This window comes from Amycolatopsis albidoflavus (assembly GCF_039525725.1).
GTDB lineage: Bacteria > Actinomycetota > Actinomycetes > Mycobacteriales > Pseudonocardiaceae > Amycolatopsis > Amycolatopsis albidoflava.
Genome location: NZ_BAAAHV010000008.1, coordinates 46,305 through 60,742, shown reverse-complemented (window position 1 = coordinate 60,742; position 14,438 = coordinate 46,305). Strand labels below are relative to the sequence as shown.

The window sequence follows — 14,438 nt, the reverse complement described above, 5'->3', positions numbered from 1 at the left end:
GGCGGGGATGACCGTAGTGCGTTCCGAGTTCCGAAGTCTACGGCAAGCCGGATGTTGCCTTGCAACCCAGCCCCCTCGACGCCCGCGCGGCGCCCCCGGGACGACCGTTCCGGCACTCTCGGGCAGGTTCCCGGACCCCACGGCGAAGATCACCCGAACGTGCCAATATAAGCGCGTGCACCGAAATCCGATTAATCGCGAAGCCGCCGCCGAGCCCCTCTCGCTCGCCGGGCAGCCCGCCTTCGCGATCACCCCGGATTCCTGGCGAGGCAACCAAAATGGCCGAGTTCGCCACGCATTTCCCCGCCAGGCAGCCAAGACCGGCTTGACCAAAGATGATCTTAGTTGTCCGCCAAGCAAACCAGGACCGCGAGATCGCGCCGATTTCTGGACTGAGCGATTCGCTCGGCCCCCAGGCCGAGCGAATCGGGAGGGAAGAAATCGGCTTGAGGCGATCTCGCCGCCACGGCGGAGCCGTGGCAATCAAACACAGGAGATCCGGTGACCACCTTCCGGCTCGGACTGGCGCTGCCGCAGTACGGCAAGCTCGCCGACCCCTCCGCCATCGCCGGCTTCGCCACCGAAGCCGAGCGCATCGGCTTCGCCTCGCTGTGGGTCGGCGACCGGGTCCTGACCCCGGTCTCCCCCAAGACCTATTACCCGTCCGGAACACCCGAACGGCCGTACCCGCCGGAGTTCGTCCGCTTCGTCGATCCGCTGCTGGCGCTCACCATCGCGGCGAACTCGACGGAGTCCGCGCGGCTGGGGTCGAGCACTCTCAACGGCCCGCTCTACTCGCCGGTGCTGCTGGCGCGCTCCCTCACGTCGCTGGACCTGCTGTCCGGCGGCCGGCTCGACGTCGGCCTCGGGCTCAGCTGGCTCCGCGACGAGTACACCGCCGCCGGGGTGCCGTGGGAGCACCGCGGCGCGCGGCTGGCCGAGCTGGTCGAGGTGCTGCGGACGCTGTGGACCGCGGACCCCGCCGGGCACCAGAGCGAACGCTGGGACATCCCGGACTCCCTGATCGGCCTCCGTCCGATGCAGCAGCCCGGCCCGCCGGTGCTGCTAGGCGGGGCTTCGGACGCGGCGCTGCGGCGCGTCGGCCGGATCGCCGACGGCTGGTTGCCCGCCGGGCTTCCGATCCCGATGTTGCGCCAGAAGTGGGCGGTGGTCGTCGAATCCGCGGAGAAGGCGGGGCGGGATCCGGAGTCGCTGCGCCGGGTGCTGCGGATCAACCCGACGCCGGGTTCGAAGGTCGCGACCGTCGAGGACGTCGCAGGTCAGCTCAAGGCCGCCGAAGCCGACGGCATCACCGAGGCGCTGGTCGATCTGCACTATGTGGCCGAAACCGTCCCGCACGCGCTGGAGCTGGCAGGCGAACTGCACGGTGCTGTCTTTGCGTGATCACCCGTAAGCGGGTCGTCGGCGCGGGGCGGGACCGGTAGAACGGTCGAGTGGGGGCTAACAAGAGCGGTGGATGCGGGTTGCTCGTCCTCGTTGTCGTGGGGGCGTTGCTGGCCGTCGGCTACTACAAGTCGAAGCACGACTCGTCGACCGCACCGCCGTCCGGCGCGGACACCGGCGGCGGCAGCGGCCGGTACGTCGCACTCGGCGACTCGTACACGTCGGCGCCGCGCACCGGGAAGCAGTCGGGCTCGCCGGCCGGATGCGCGCGCTCGGACAACAACTATCCGCACCTGGTGTCCGCGAAGCTGAAGCCGGCGAAGTTCGTGGACGTCAGCTGCAGCGGCGCGACGACGGACGACCTGAGCGACACCCAGTCGACGCGCAAGGGCTCGAACCCGCCGCAGTTCGACTCGGTCACCGCGGACACGACGCTGGTCACCCTGGGCATCGGCGGCAACGATGTGGGATTCATCGCACTGGCGCAGTCCTGCGTGACCGCGCACGAAAGCGCCTCGCCGTGCAAGGACCGGCTCACCGCGGGCGGCAAAGACCAGCTGGCCGATCGCATCAGCGACACCGCGAAGAAGGTCGGCACCGCACTCGATCAGATCCACAAGAAGGCCCCGAAGGCGCGCGTGGTGGTCGTCGGCTACCCGACGGTCCTCCCGGACGGCGACGGCTGCTGGCCGGTCCTTCCGCTGGGCGCCGGTGATGTGGCGTATCTGCGGGACGCGCTCGGGAAGCTCAACGACGCCCTGTCCGACCAGGCCAAGTCTCACGACGCCGGTTTCGCGGACACGGCCGAGCCGAGCAAGGGGCACGACGTCTGCGCGAACTCGGACGTGAAGTGGGTCGAAGGCGTGGTCCCGACCTCCTCGGCCGCGGCCCTGCACCCCAATGCGCGGGGCGAGGCCGGGATGGCCGGGGCGGTGGAGTCAGTGCTGGGCGTGCACTGAGGCCGCCGCCCGACGAGTTTTCTCAGCACCGCGCGCGGGGTTCTCACCCCATCCACGAGTCTGGCGCGCGGCACCGAGGTCCGTGAGGGGAACCCTGAGGGAATCAGAGTCCCTCAGGGTTCCCCTCACGGACTTTTCGCAGGAACGCAAGCCACGCCCGTGGCGTCAGGGGCGGACTAGGGCCTGCGGTTTGCCCAGTACGGTCTTGCCTTCGAACTTCACCGTCAGGTCGATCCGGGCCAGGCCCTCGTCCGTCAGGGCTCCGACCTTTCCGGTGACCTCGACCAGCGCGCCCTCGTCGTTGTCCGGCACCACGACCGGGCGGGTGAAGCGCGTGCTGAAGTCCACGAGGCGGGCCGGGTCGCCGAGCCAGTCGGTGACGATGCGGCCGGACAGGGCCATGGTGAGCATGCCGTGCGCGATCACGTCCGGGAGGCCGACCTTGGTCGCGAAGTTCTCGTTCCAGTGGATCGGGTTGAAGTCGAGCGAGGCCCCGGCGTAGCGGACCAGCTGGTCGCGCGTGATGCGGACCTCCAGCGGAGGCAGTTCGTCGCCGATGTTCACGCTTCCGCCCCCCGCACCACGAGCTGCGCCCGCGTCGTGCACACGAGTTTGCCGTCCGCGTCGGTGATTTCCGCGCGGAGGTTGATGAAGTCGTTGCCCGCCCTCGCCATGATCGCTTCGATCTTGGCCGAGATTTCCAGCTCGTCGCCGGCGTGCACCGGGCGCTCGTAGCGGAAGCCCTGATCGCCGTGGACCATCCGGGAGTAGTCGAGGCCGAGCGCGGGGTCGGTCACGATGCCGTTGATCTTCGGCAGGTTGAGGATGGTGAGGAAGGTGGGCGGCGCGAGCACGTCCGGGTGGCCGGCCGCGCGGGCCGCCTCCGGGTCGCGGTACACCGGGTTCGGGTCCCCGATCGCGTCGGCGAACTCGCGGATCTTCTCCCGGCTCACGAAGTACTTGCTGTCCGACGGGTACTCCCGCCCGGTGAACGACTGGTCCAAAGGCACGCGAAGAAGGCTAACCGAACCGCGGCGCCGTCCCGCGCGGGTGCCAGAACTGGCCAGTAGGCGGACAGCGAAAAGCCGCCCCGGCGCGTGGCCGGGACGGCTTTTCGAAGCTGGTAAAAGACCGCCTGCGTCAGCGGGTCTCTTTGTGAGTCCGGTGCGTACCGCAGTTCGGGCAGAACTTCTTCATCTCCAGGCGATCCGGGTTGTTGCGCCGGTTCTTCTTGGTGATGTAGTTGCGGTGCTTGCACTCCTCGCACGCCAGCGTGATCTTGGGTCGCACGTCGGTGGCAGCCACAGCGTTTCCTTCTCTCTCAGATCCGGGGGCCAGCCCCGTCGTTACCGCGTAGCGGTGGCCGGACTTGAACCGGCGACACAGCGATTATGAGCCGCTTGCTCTGCCAACTGAGCTACACCGCCCTACGTGACACCCACCCCGCCTCAACCCACCAGGTCAAGGTGACCCGGCCTGGGGGTCCAGGGGGCTTGCCCCCTGGCGGGGGTCTGGGGGTTCGACCCCCAGATGGACGCCGCGAAGCGAGCCACGTCTGCGTTTTCCGCAGACATAGCTCGCCTACTCGCGAGCCCCTTTACGGAATCGAACCGTAGACCTTCTCCTTACCATGGAGACGCTCTGCCGACTGAGCTAAAGGGGCCTGCCTCTCGCGAGGACTTGGAAAGATTAGCAAGGGGCTTCACCCGGCCGTGCAACCGGGGTCGGTTAACCGCAAAAGCTCAGGTCAGCAGGGTCAGCACGGTCTCCGAATGCCGCCCCGGCGAGCGCGCCGTGCGGGCCTGCAGCCACGCCTCCAGGCGGTCCTCCGGCAGCGGCCGCGAGATCAGATAACCCTGTGCGACGTCACATCCCATCGCCTCGAGCTGATCGCGCGCCACGTCTTCCTCGACGCCTTCCGCCACCACCGTCAGGCCCAGCGAGTGACCGAGCTCGACGATCGACCGCACCACCGCGAGATCGCCGAGATCCGTGCCCATGCCGAGCACGAAGCTCTTGTCGATCTTGACCTGGTCCACCGGCAGCTGGCGCAGGTACGCGAGCGACGAATAGCCGGTGCCGAAGTCGTCCACCGCCAGCACGATGCCCAGCGAATGCAGCTCGCGCAGGATCGGCAGCGCCTTCTGCGGATCGGACATCACGCCGGACTCGGTCAGCTCGAACGTCAGCAGTTCCGGCGGCACGTCGAAGCGCTCCAGTTCGCGCTGGACCTTCGCCGGGAAGTCGTCGTCGGACAGATTCCGCACCGAGAGGTTCACCGCCGCGGAGATGCGCAGGCCCTCGTCGAGCCACTTGCGCACGCGCTTCAGCGATTCCTCCAGCACGAACGACGTCAGCACGCCGATCAGGCCGGCCGCTTCGATCGCGGGCACGAACTCGTCCGGGCCGAGCCGGCCGAACTCCGGGTGCACCCAGCGCACGAGTGCCTCGACGCCCTGCACCTGACGGTTCGGCAGCGTCACCTTCGGCTGGTAGTGCACGGAGACGTGGCCGTCTTCCAGCGATTGCCGGAACTGCGTGACCATCTGGAAGCGGCGCAGGAAGATCTGTCCCATGCTCGGCACATAGCCGCGCACTTCCTCGCCGCCGCGGGTGGCGCGGACCGCGACGTCGGCGCGCTGCAGCAGGCCGTCGACGTCGACTTCGCCAGCGTCGTCCACGGAGCTGGCGTAGCCGATCATCGCGTTGGCTTCGACGGAAAGCCGGTCTACCGGATACGGCTCGGACAGCTGCACCCGCAGGCGTTCGGCCGCCTGATGCGCGTCGTCGACCGTGCAGTCCACGAGCAGCGCGGCGAAGGACGCGCCTTCGAGCCGGGCGAGCGGGACGTCCGAGCCGAGTGCGCCGCGGATGCGGGTGCCCGCGGCGACGACCATCCGGTCCGCCCACGAGTAGCCGAGCGCGTCGCTGACCGTGGAGAAGACGTCGAGGTCGATCCGCAGCACCACGACCTCCGCCGATTCGCGCAGCGGATCCCGCGAGACCTGCTGGAAACCCGGCCGATTCAGGTGCCCGGTGAGCGGGTCGTGGTAGGCGTCGTGGCGGAGCGTGGCGAGCAGCCGGCGGTTGTCGAGCGACGTCGCGAGGTGGCTGGCCATCGTGCCGAGCAACTGGACGTCGTACTTGCCGAAGCCGCGCCAGCGGGAGAGCCGGTCGTGCGCTTCGACGACGCCGAGCAGCCGGTTCGCACTGCGCAGCGGCACCACGAGCGCTTCCTGCGCACTGCGTTCCAGCAGCGCCGCGCGGACGTCCGGGTTGGCTTCGGTGATCCGGAAGTGCCGGACGTGCGCGCCGGGCAGGCGCAGCAGCGGGTCGTCGTTGGCCGGGTCGGAGGCCGGAAGTTCGTTGCCCGCGACCACGACGCGCATCGGATCGTCGGCCTCGAGCCGCAGCCGGAGCACGACGCGTCCGGCGGCGAGCTGGTCCTTGATCCGCTCGGCGATCGTGGCCCATTCGCGCACGTCGACTCCGCCCACCAGTTCCTCGGCGCGGCTCGCCGGACGTGCCGCCGCCTGCTGGCCCGACCGCGCGACCATCAGGCTGACGTCGGACAGCGCTTCCATGTCCCGCTGTTCGCGAAGCAGATCGGAATACGCCCAGTACAGCGCGGTCAGGCCGAGGAAGACCGCCAGCACCAGCGGCCAGGCCTGCGGCGTGCTCGCGATGACGAGGTAGCCGGTGAGGCCGACCGAGGCGTTGACGAAACCGACCACGAGGATGCGGCCGGTCAGCCGGATCGCGGTGCTCACGCGCATCCGGCGGCGCAGCACGCGCACGGCGGCCAGTGCCAGCAGCGTGCTGACCAGCGGCGCGGTGAGCGTGCCGGCGAGCGCGGCGACCCACGGCATGGTCGGCCCGCCGCCCATGGCCAGGTGCACGAGCCCGGCGACGGCGAACGCGCCGGTGATTTCGAGCAGGAACGCGCCCGCGTTGTAGAGGACCCGGCCGGCGACCTTGCGGGCCAGCAGCGTGCCGATGCCCGCCACGAGATGCGCGGCGAGCACCACTTCGAACGGGGCGACGAAGAAACCGATTACCAGCGGAATCTCGGTGAATGAGATGGTCCACGAAATGCCGCTGCGGACGTCGACGTTGATGCCGAGCTGTTCGGCGAGCAGGAACGCGACCGCGAGCACCGGGCCGATCCACCAGAGCTTGGCCGAGCCGTGGAACGGCAGCCAGGCGCCGACGGCGAAGGCCGCGAGCAGGCCGAGGCCCAGCACGAAGAAGGTGTAAACGCGGAAGCGGCTTTCGTCCGTGCGGCCTTCGGCCGGTGCGGAGCCAGCACCTCCCGAGCCCATCGCCTCCGGCGCGGTACCGGGATGGGCGTTGCTGTCCGGCATCCGACCTTCCTTCCCGGCTGCCCGGTCGCGCTCGTCCGTGACGTCAGGTGTGGGCGAGGGCGCCACCTTACCCCGTAGGGCGTACCGGCGTCCCTTTCGAGACAGTAGGAGATCACCCCAGGGTTAACAATGGGCGTTCTTCTCTGACCTGCGTGGACCAAGGAGTGAAACTCCCGGTTTGCCCCGGAACCCCCGGGCCGGGGAGTGTTCTGGGGGTCTTTTCCGCCCGGACCGGCGGACAATGGCGGCATGCACAACGACGTGACAGCCACCGGCCATGCGGCGCGCATCGCCACGGTGGACGCGCTGCTTCCCGCGCCGCTCCCCTTCGAGGTCGGAGGGGATTCCGCCCTGCTTTCCGCCGAGGTCGGCGACACCACCGCGGCCGGCCTGACGACCTGTACCGGACTCGGCCCGGACAGCCCCCGGTCGATGTGGCGGGCGCTCGTCGAGCACCGGCTGGAGGTCCAGCTCGCCGGTCCCGATCCGGCCGCCGGCCTCGACGCTTTGCTCACTCGATGGGATGAACACCTGGGGTCCCTCGCCCGAGTGGGGGATACCGAGTGCGCCGCGGTGCTCTCCCGGCCCAGCCGCGACACCGCCGGAGCCACCGAACTCCTCCGGCACGGCTTCGCCCCGGTCGGCGTCCTCGCGGTCCGCCCGGCACAGCGGATGGCCGCCGGGCCCGACGCGACGCCCGGCGTCTGCATCCGGCACGCGACGCCGGACGACCTGTCCACCGCGGTCGCGCTGCAGCTGGAATTGCAGCGGTACGACGCGCAGTTCGGCCGGATCACGCTCCGTCCCGGCGTCGAGGAGCTGATCACCAAGGAACTGCTGCACCACCTCGAACGGCCCGAGCCGCAGGTGTGGATCGCGGAGCTGTACGGCCAGCCGCTCGGCATGGTCGTGCTGCAGATGCCCGACGAGACCGGCTGGATCCGGCACCGGGTCGCCGCTTCCCGGGTGGGTTACCTGTCGTCGCTGGCGGTTTCCGAGACGGCTCGGTCGTCCGGTGTCGGCACCGCGCTGGCCGCGCACGCGCACCAGGTCTTCGACGAGGCGGGCGCGGATGTCGTGCTGCTGCACCACGCCGTGGCGAATCCGCGGTCGACGCCGTTCTGGTACGCGCAGGGTTACCGGCCGTTGTGGACTGGCTGGCAGCGCAGGCCCGCGGTGCGTTCTCGCTAGTCTGGCGGTTGCCAGACCGTCCGAGGGGAGTCCCAGTGACCGAGAAGCCCGACGCCGCGCCGAAAGCGCCGGAAGGCGTCGATGTCGAGAAACCCTCGGCCGCGCGGGTCTACGACTGGTACCTGGGCGGCAAGCAGAACTGGGCGGTGGACCGGGAATTCGGCCGCAAGGTCGAGAAGATGTGGTCGCTCGCCCGGCCGGGCGCGAAGCAGAACCGCGAGTTCATGAACCGCGTGGTGCGGGCCGCTTTGGACGCCGGAATCCGCCAGTTCCTCGACCTCGGCTCCGGCGTGCCGACCGCGGGCAACGTGCACGAGGTGGTCGAGGCCGCGCTGGGCGACGACGACGAGGCGACCGTGGTCTACGTCGACTACGAACCGGTGGCCGTGGCGCACGCGACGCTGATCCTCGAAGACGAGGCGGCCACCGACTGGGCCGGCATCGTGCAGGCCGACATGCGCGATCCCCGGGCCGTGCTGAGCGACCCGCGCACCCGCGAGCTGATCGACTTCGACAAGCCGGTGTGCGTGATGCTGATGGCGGTGCTGCACTTCGTCGGCCCGGACGACGATCCGGACGCCGTCGTGCGCGCCTACCGGGACAAGCTCGTGTCCGGCAGCTGGCTGGCGATCTCGCAGATGAGCGAGGGCGACGGCAGCGGTCCGGCGCTGGAGGGGCTGCGCTGGTTCGTCGAGCAGTACCGCAAGACGAGCAATCCGATGTGGCTGCGCGACCGCGACGAGATCGAGCCGTTCTTCGGCGGCTGGCCGCTGCTGGAGCCGGGAATCACGCATCTGCCGGACTGGCGCCCGGAGCGCGAGCTGAACGCCGTCGAGGCGGAGGCGCGCCCGTTCGCCTGGTGCGCCGTGGCGCAGAAGCCGTGACCGCGCCGGACGCCCCGCGGGGCGTGGACGTCGACAAGCCGTCCGCCGCCCGGATCTACGACTGGTACCTCGGCGGCACCCAGAACTGGGCGGTGGACCGGGAATTCGGCCGCCGCGTCGAGAAGGTGTGGCCGCTGATCCGGCCGATGTCGCGGGAGAACCGGGCGTTCATGAACCGGGTCGTGCGGGCCGCGCTCGACGCGGGGATCCGGCAGTTCGTCGACCTCGGGTCGGGCGTGCCGACGGCGGGCAACGTGCACGAGATCGTGCGCGATCAGCTTCCCGCGAGGGTGGTGTACGTCGACTACGAACCGGTGGCCGCGGCGCATTCGCGAGTGATCCTCGAAGACGAGGACGCGACCGAGTGGGCCGGGATCGTGGAGCGCGACATCCGCGATCCGGAGGCGATCTTCGCCGACGAGATCACCCAGGAGCTGATCGACTGGTCGCAGCCGGTGTGCCTGCTGATGATCACCGTGCTGCATTTCCTCGGCCCCGGCGACCGGCCGGAAGAGCTGGTCGCCGCCTACCGCGAGCAGCTCGCGCCCGGCTCCTGGCTGGCCATCACGCATGGCACCTGCCGGGACGACGCGCCGCCGGAGCGAGCCGCCGAGGTCCGCGCGTTCGTCGACGCGTACAAGGACACGTCGAACCCGGCGTACCTGCGTTCCGATGACGAGATCCGGCCGTTCTTCGGCGGCTGGCCGCTGCTGGAGCCGGGGATGAGCGCGCTGCCGGACTGGCGGCCGGACGAGCCGGTGTCGGAGTTCGCCGCGGAGGTCCGGCCGTTCGCCTGGGGCGCCGTCGCGGTGAAGCCCTGACTTCTCTCCCAGCGAACACTCCCTGGGAAACAAACCCGCCCTTCGGAGAGTTGAGCACCTTAGACTCAACTTATTCGAGGAGTGCACATGTCCGACCCCCGCCTCCTGCCCGTCCTCCCGCTCGATGACGACGTCGTGCTGCCGGGCATGGTGGTCCCGCTCGACCTCGGCGACGCAGAGACCCGGGCCGCAGTGGAGTCCGCACAGGCCAAGACCCCCGCGACCGCGTCGTTCCCCGGGATCCGCTCGGGCGGAGCGAGCAAGGCCGAAGTCCTGATCGTCCCGCGCGTGCACGGCGAGTACGCCGAGCTGGGCACCGTCGCGACCGTCGAACGGATCGGCCGCGTTCCCGGCGGCAAGACCGCCGTGCTGCTCCGCGGCACCGCACGCGCCTCCGTCGGCCGCATCGCCGACGGCCCCGGCGCGGCCCGCTGGGTGCACGCCGACGCGGCTGACGAAACTTCCGACGACCGCACCGCGCAGCTCGCCGCGGAGTACAAGGCCGTAGTCATCTCCGTGCTGCAGCAACGCGGCGGCTGGCAGATGATCGACGCCGTCCAGCAGGTCGAGGAGCCCTCCGCGATCGCCGATCTGGCCGGCAACGCGCCGTACCTGTCCACCGATCAGAAGCTGGAGCTGCTGAGCGCGCTCGACGTCAGCGTCCGGCTGGAGAAGGCCCTCGAGTGGAGCCGGGAGTACCTGGCCGAGCTGGAGGTCACCGAGACCATCCGCAAGGACGTCGCCGACGGGATGGAGAAGCAGCAGAAGGAATTCCTGCTGCGCCGCCAGCTCGAGGCGATCCGCAAGGAACTGGGCGAACTCGACGGCACCGCGGCCGACGACGACTACCGCGCCCGCGTGGAATCCGCCGACCTGCCGGACGAGGTGCGCAAGGCCGCGCTGGCCGAGGTCGACAAGCTGGAGCGGACGTCCGAGCAGTCGCCCGAAGGCGGCTGGATCCGCACCTGGCTCGACACGGTGCTGGAGCTGCCGTGGAATGAGCGCACCGAGGACGTCTACGACATCGCCGCCGCGCGGGCCGTGCTCGACGCGGACCACGCGGGTCTGGACGACGTGAAGGAACGGATCATCGAGTACTTGGCCGTGCGCAAGCGCCGCGCGGAATCGGGCCTCGGCCCGGTCGGCGGACGGCGTTCCGGCGCGGTGCTCGCGCTCGCCGGTCCTCCCGGGGTCGGCAAGACGTCGCTGGGCGAATCGGTGGCGAAGGCGATGGGACGCAAGTTCGTCCGCGTCGCGCTGGGCGGCATCCGGGACGAGGCGGAAATCCGCGGCCACCGGCGTACGTACGTCGGCGCGCTGCCGGGCCGGATCGTGCGGGCCATCAAGGAAGCCGGCTCGATGAACCCGGTCGTGCTGCTCGACGAGATCGACAAGGTCGGGGCGGACTACCGCGGCGACCCGACGGCCGCGCTGCTCGAAGTGCTGGACCCGGAACAGAACCACACGTTCCGCGACCACTACCTCGAGGTCGAGCTGGATCTGTCCGATGTGGTCTTCCTGGCGACGGCCAACGCGCTGGAGACCATCCCCGGCCCGCTGCTGGACCGGATGGAACTGGTGACGCTGGACGGTTACACCGAGCACGAAAAGGTCACCATCGCGCGGGATCACCTGCTGCCGCGCGAACTTGAGCGAGCCGGCCTGGCACCCGGCGACGTGGTGCTGACCGACGACGCGTTCAGCCGGATCGCCGCCGAGTACACCCGCGAGGCCGGGGTGCGCGACGCGAACCGGACGATCGCGAAGGTGCTGCGGAAGATCGCGACGAAGGTGGCTTTGGATTCGGTCTCGCTGCCGCTTTCGGTGTCCGCCGAGGACCTGGAAACCTACCTCGGCCGCCCGCGGCACGTACCGGAATCCTCGCTGCCGACGGCGACCCAGCGGACGTCTTTGCCAGGCGTGGCAACGGGTTTGGCCGTTACCGGCGCTGGCGGGGACGTGCTGTACATCGAGGCGTCGCTGGCCGATCCGGAGAGCGGGGCTTCGGGCCTGCAGCTGACCGGGCAGCTGGGTGACGTGATGAAGGAATCGGTGCAGATCGCGCTGTCGTACCTGCGGTCGCACGGGGCGGAGCTGGAGTTGCCGGTGGGAGACCTGCGAGAGCGGGGAATCCACGTCCACGTCCCAGCGGGCGCGGTGCCGAAGGACGGTCCGTCGGCCGGTGTCACGATGACGACCGCGCTGGCTTCGCTGCTGTCCGGGCGGGTCGTCCGGGCCGATGTGGCGATGACCGGAGAGGTTTCGCTGACCGGGCGGGTGCTGCCGATCGGCGGGGTGAAGCAGAAGCTGCTGGCCGCGCACCGGGCGGGGATGAAGACAGTGATCATCCCGCAGCGGAACGAGCCTGATCTGGACGACGTGCCTGCTGAGGTGCTGTCCCAGTTGGAGGTGCACGCGGTGGCCAACGTGCGGGAGGTGCTGGAGTTGGCACTTACGCCTGCTTCTTCGGAGGTTCGGCAGGCGGCTTGATCGCCAGTAGCAAGCAGGGGTCCTCACCGGACATTTCGGTGAGGACCCCTTGTGCTGTACGGGAACTCAGGAGAAGTCGAGCCGTCCCGAACTTCCTCTGTCCTATTTGGACACAATGGCCGCCGCGTTTCAAGACCGCGTACCGATTCTTCGCCGGCAACGGCCCCAGCGCCCCGTCGCTAGCTCAGGCCCCCAGAGGAAATCAGTTCTGCGCCCCCGCCAGCAAAGCCACGTTCATCACGTACTCGCCATACCCCGACTTGGCCAGCTTCGTCCCCAGCGCATGACATTCGTCCGCGCTGATGAAGCCCATCTTCAGCGCGACCTCTTCCAGACACGCGATCCGCACGCCGGTCCGGTGTTCCAGCACCTGCACGAACTGCCCGGCCTCCAGCAGCGAATCGTGCGTGCCGGTGTCGAGCCACGCGAAACCGCGGCTCAGTTCGATCAGCTTGGCGCGGTCGCGGCGCAGGTAGGAGAGGTTGACGTCGGTGATTTCCAGCTCGCCGCGCGCCGAGGGCTTCAGGTTGCGGGAGATGTCGACGACCTCGTTGTCGTAGAAGTACAGCCCGGTGATCGCGTTGTTCGACCGCGGCTTCTCCGGCTTCTCCTCGATGGACAGCAGGGTGCCGTTCTCGTCGATCTCGCCGACGCCGTAGCGCTCGGGGTCCTTCACCTGGTAGCCGAACAGGACGCAGCCGTCGAGGTCGGTCGCGGCGGTGCGCAGGGTGGTGGAGAAACCTTGGCCGTAGAAGATGTTGTCGCCGAGCACCAGCGCGACCGAATCGTCGCCGACGAAGTCCGCGCCGATCACGAACGCTTCGGCGAGACCGTTCGGGCTCGGCTGTTCCGCGAACGAGAAGGACAGGCCGAACTGGCTGCCGTCGCCGAGGAGGCGGCGGAAGTTCGGCAGGTCGGCCGGCGTCGAGATGATCAGGATCTCCCGGATCCCGGCCAGCATCAGCACCGAGATCGGGTAGTAGATCATCGGTTTGTCGTAGACCGGCAGCAGCTGCTTCGACACGGCCTGCGTAATCGGGTGCAGACGGGTTCCGCTGCCCCCGGCGAGCACGATGCCCTTCACAGCCCCTCCTCACGTGCGGTGGTGGTGTTCACCGTACCGAGTGAGCTTCGAGGCCGTCTGGGACTCCGCTCAACTCAGAACGCGGGACCCTTGCCGAAATACGCCTGGCAGCCGTTCGCGTACTCGGTGGCGATCTCCACCACGTTCTTCCCGCCGTCGACCGGCAGCACGGTGGACGAATAGTTGGGGCAGTAGTTGTTGTAGATGCCGGTGATGTGCACCGGGGCGGGGAGTTCGTACCAGTTCCCGGTGCCGAAGTTGTCGTTGGCCAGCAGCGTCTGGCCGTTGCCGGACACCGGGGTGCCGTCGGCCCGCGTGTAGATCTGGCCGACCATCACCAGCCGCACGCCGTTCGGGCCGCCGGGGAACAGGGTGGTGGTCTGGGCGTGCTGGAAGTAGTTGCCGTTCGCGGTGTTCACGCGGGTGCCGGGGTCGGACGGGTCGCCCCAGTTCGCGCCGTCGGCGGAGATTTTGTAATACGGGTCGCAGTAGCGGTCGCGGTAGTTGCAGATCTCGTAGCCGAACCAGTACCGGCCGTCGGGCAGCCTGCGGATGTTCGGCATGCCCGGCCGCACCCGGGACGGTCCGATGGCCATCGTGAGCTGCTTGGTGCCCCAGTTGATCCCGTCGGTCGAGGCGACGCGGTTGAGCACCTGGCCGTACTTCGGCGCCTGCGTCTCGTCGGCGTAGTGGAGCCAGAGCGTGCCGCCGGCGTCCACGGTGAACTCGGGCTCCCAGATGCCGTCGTGGTTGTGCGAGAGCGCGGCTTCGGAGAGGTACCGCCAGTTGCGGCCGCCGTCGCGGCTGGCCCACACCTTGATCCCCATCCGGCGCTGCGGGCCCGAGTCCTGCCGGTAGGTCGCCGCCCAGAGCAGCGTGCCCGCGCGCAGCCGGCCGACCCGCTGCGGGAGTTCGTAGAGGGTTCCGCAGCATTGGCCGAACTTGGCGTCGGGGTCGCGGATCTCGCTGATCCGGTGGAAGGTTTCGCCCTCGTCGGTGCTCTCGAGGATCGGCGCGAACCGGCCGTTGCCGTCCTCGCTGGTCAGCGCCGCGATGATGTTCCCGCGCCCGAACGGCGAGTATTCCAGCCGCACCAGCCGCGGGTACGAGCCGAAACCGGGTACGAGCAACTTCTTGCCCGCTGCCTCCGCGACCGGCGCGATCACGGTCACGAGGACCGCCAGCGAGGTGAGGAAGGCAAGCACGGGAGTCCAGCGGCGCATCCAGAAACTCCTCTCACG

General features: G+C 69.3%; 12 protein-coding genes and 2 tRNA genes. 6 read left to right on the top strand and 8 right to left on the bottom strand.

Going from position 1 to position 14,438, the window contains the following annotated elements; genetic code table 11:
* The first annotated feature begins 501 nt into the window (after positions 1 to 501).
* Entirely contained in the window at positions 502 to 1,404 is a 903-nt protein-coding gene (locus tag ABD156_RS10615) for a TIGR03619 family F420-dependent LLM class oxidoreductase (protein WP_344269995.1), read from the top strand.
* An 80-nt stretch (positions 1,405 to 1,484) separates the two neighbouring features.
* On the top strand, positions 1,485 to 2,363 hold the full coding sequence (locus ABD156_RS10610; RefSeq protein ID WP_425546104.1) for an SGNH/GDSL hydrolase family protein: 879 nt from the start codon (positions 1,485 to 1,487) through the stop codon (positions 2,361 to 2,363).
* A gap of 165 nt (positions 2,364 to 2,528) precedes the next feature.
* Here the strand turns inward: ABD156_RS10610 and ABD156_RS10605 are convergent, their stop codons facing one another.
* The 6 genes from ABD156_RS10605 to ABD156_RS10580 all read right to left on the bottom strand — a co-directional run bounded on the left by ABD156_RS10605 (position 2,529) and on the right by ABD156_RS10580 (position 6,727).
* A complete protein-coding gene (locus ABD156_RS10605; RefSeq protein WP_344269989.1) occupies positions 2,529 to 2,927 on the bottom strand; it encodes a MaoC family dehydratase in 399 nt (132 codons plus the stop codon).
* A complete protein-coding gene (locus tag ABD156_RS10600) occupies positions 2,924 to 3,373 on the bottom strand; it encodes a MaoC family dehydratase N-terminal domain-containing protein (RefSeq protein ID WP_344269986.1) in 450 nt (149 codons plus the stop codon). The genes ABD156_RS10605 and ABD156_RS10600 overlap by 4 nt, the downstream gene beginning before the upstream one ends.
* A 130-nt stretch (positions 3,374 to 3,503) precedes the next feature.
* On the bottom strand, positions 3,504 to 3,668 hold the full coding sequence (gene rpmG / locus ABD156_RS10595; RefSeq protein ID WP_005152047.1) for a 50S ribosomal protein L33: 165 nt from the start codon (positions 3,666 to 3,668) through the stop codon (positions 3,504 to 3,506).
* A gap of 49 nt (positions 3,669 to 3,717) precedes the next feature.
* Positions 3,718 to 3,790, bottom strand: a tRNA-Met gene (locus ABD156_RS10590).
* A 163-nt stretch (positions 3,791 to 3,953) separates the two neighbouring features.
* Positions 3,954 to 4,026 (bottom strand) — tRNA-Thr (locus ABD156_RS10585).
* 79 nt (positions 4,027 to 4,105) lie between these two features.
* Positions 4,106 to 6,727, bottom strand: a complete 2,622-nt coding sequence (locus ABD156_RS10580; protein ID WP_344269939.1) for a putative bifunctional diguanylate cyclase/phosphodiesterase — start codon at positions 6,725 to 6,727, stop codon at positions 4,106 to 4,108.
* 249 nt (positions 6,728 to 6,976) lie between these two features.
* Here ABD156_RS10580 and ABD156_RS10575 point away from each other — a divergent pair, with 249 nt between their 5' ends.
* The 4 genes from ABD156_RS10575 (at position 6,977) to lon (ending at position 12,113) form a co-directional block, all read left to right on the top strand.
* Positions 6,977 to 7,918, top strand: a complete 942-nt coding sequence (locus ABD156_RS10575; protein ID WP_344269936.1) for a GNAT family N-acetyltransferase — start codon at positions 6,977 to 6,979, stop codon at positions 7,916 to 7,918.
* A 35-nt stretch (positions 7,919 to 7,953) separates the two neighbouring features.
* Complete coding sequence (locus ABD156_RS10570) at positions 7,954 to 8,802, top strand: SAM-dependent methyltransferase (RefSeq protein ID WP_344269933.1); 849 nt, start codon at positions 7,954 to 7,956, stop codon at positions 8,800 to 8,802.
* On the top strand, positions 8,799 to 9,623 hold the full coding sequence (locus tag ABD156_RS10565) for an SAM-dependent methyltransferase (RefSeq protein ID WP_344269930.1): 825 nt from the start codon (positions 8,799 to 8,801) through the stop codon (positions 9,621 to 9,623). The genes ABD156_RS10570 and ABD156_RS10565 overlap by 4 nt, the downstream gene beginning before the upstream one ends.
* A gap of 87 nt (positions 9,624 to 9,710) precedes the next feature.
* The gene (lon, locus tag ABD156_RS10560; RefSeq protein ID WP_344269927.1) at positions 9,711 to 12,113 is read left to right on the top strand and encodes an endopeptidase La; all 2,403 of its coding nucleotides are present in this window, start codon (positions 9,711 to 9,713) and stop codon (positions 12,111 to 12,113) included.
* 202 nt (positions 12,114 to 12,315) lie between these two features.
* Here lon and rfbA read toward each other — a convergent pair whose 3' ends face one another.
* Positions 12,316 to 13,197 carry a glucose-1-phosphate thymidylyltransferase RfbA gene (gene rfbA / locus ABD156_RS10555; RefSeq protein WP_344269924.1) on the bottom strand — a complete coding sequence of 294 codons (882 nt, stop codon included), beginning with the start codon at positions 13,195 to 13,197 and terminating at the stop codon, positions 12,316 to 12,318.
* A gap of 74 nt (positions 13,198 to 13,271) precedes the next feature.
* Positions 13,272 to 14,420 carry an exo-alpha-sialidase gene (locus ABD156_RS10550; protein WP_344269921.1) on the bottom strand — a complete coding sequence of 383 codons (1,149 nt, stop codon included), beginning with the start codon at positions 14,418 to 14,420 and terminating at the stop codon, positions 13,272 to 13,274.
* Between the last annotated feature and the right edge of the window lie 18 nt (positions 14,421 to 14,438).

Bases quoted from the DNA above. Each gene is read 5' to 3' on its own strand.
- ABD156_RS10580 (WP_344269939.1), bottom strand. From the start codon at position 6,727: ATGCCGGACAGCAACGCCCATCCCGGTACCGCGCCGGAGGCGATGGGC.
- ABD156_RS10575 (WP_344269936.1), top strand. From the start codon at position 6,977: ATGCACAACGACGTGACAGCCACCGGCCATGCGGCGCGCATCGCCACG.
- lon (WP_344269927.1), top strand. From the start codon at position 9,711: ATGTCCGACCCCCGCCTCCTGCCCGTCCTCCCGCTCGATGACGACGTC.
- ABD156_RS10550 (WP_344269921.1), bottom strand. From the start codon at position 14,420: ATGCGCCGCTGGACTCCCGTGCTTGCCTTCCTCACCTCGCTGGCGGTC.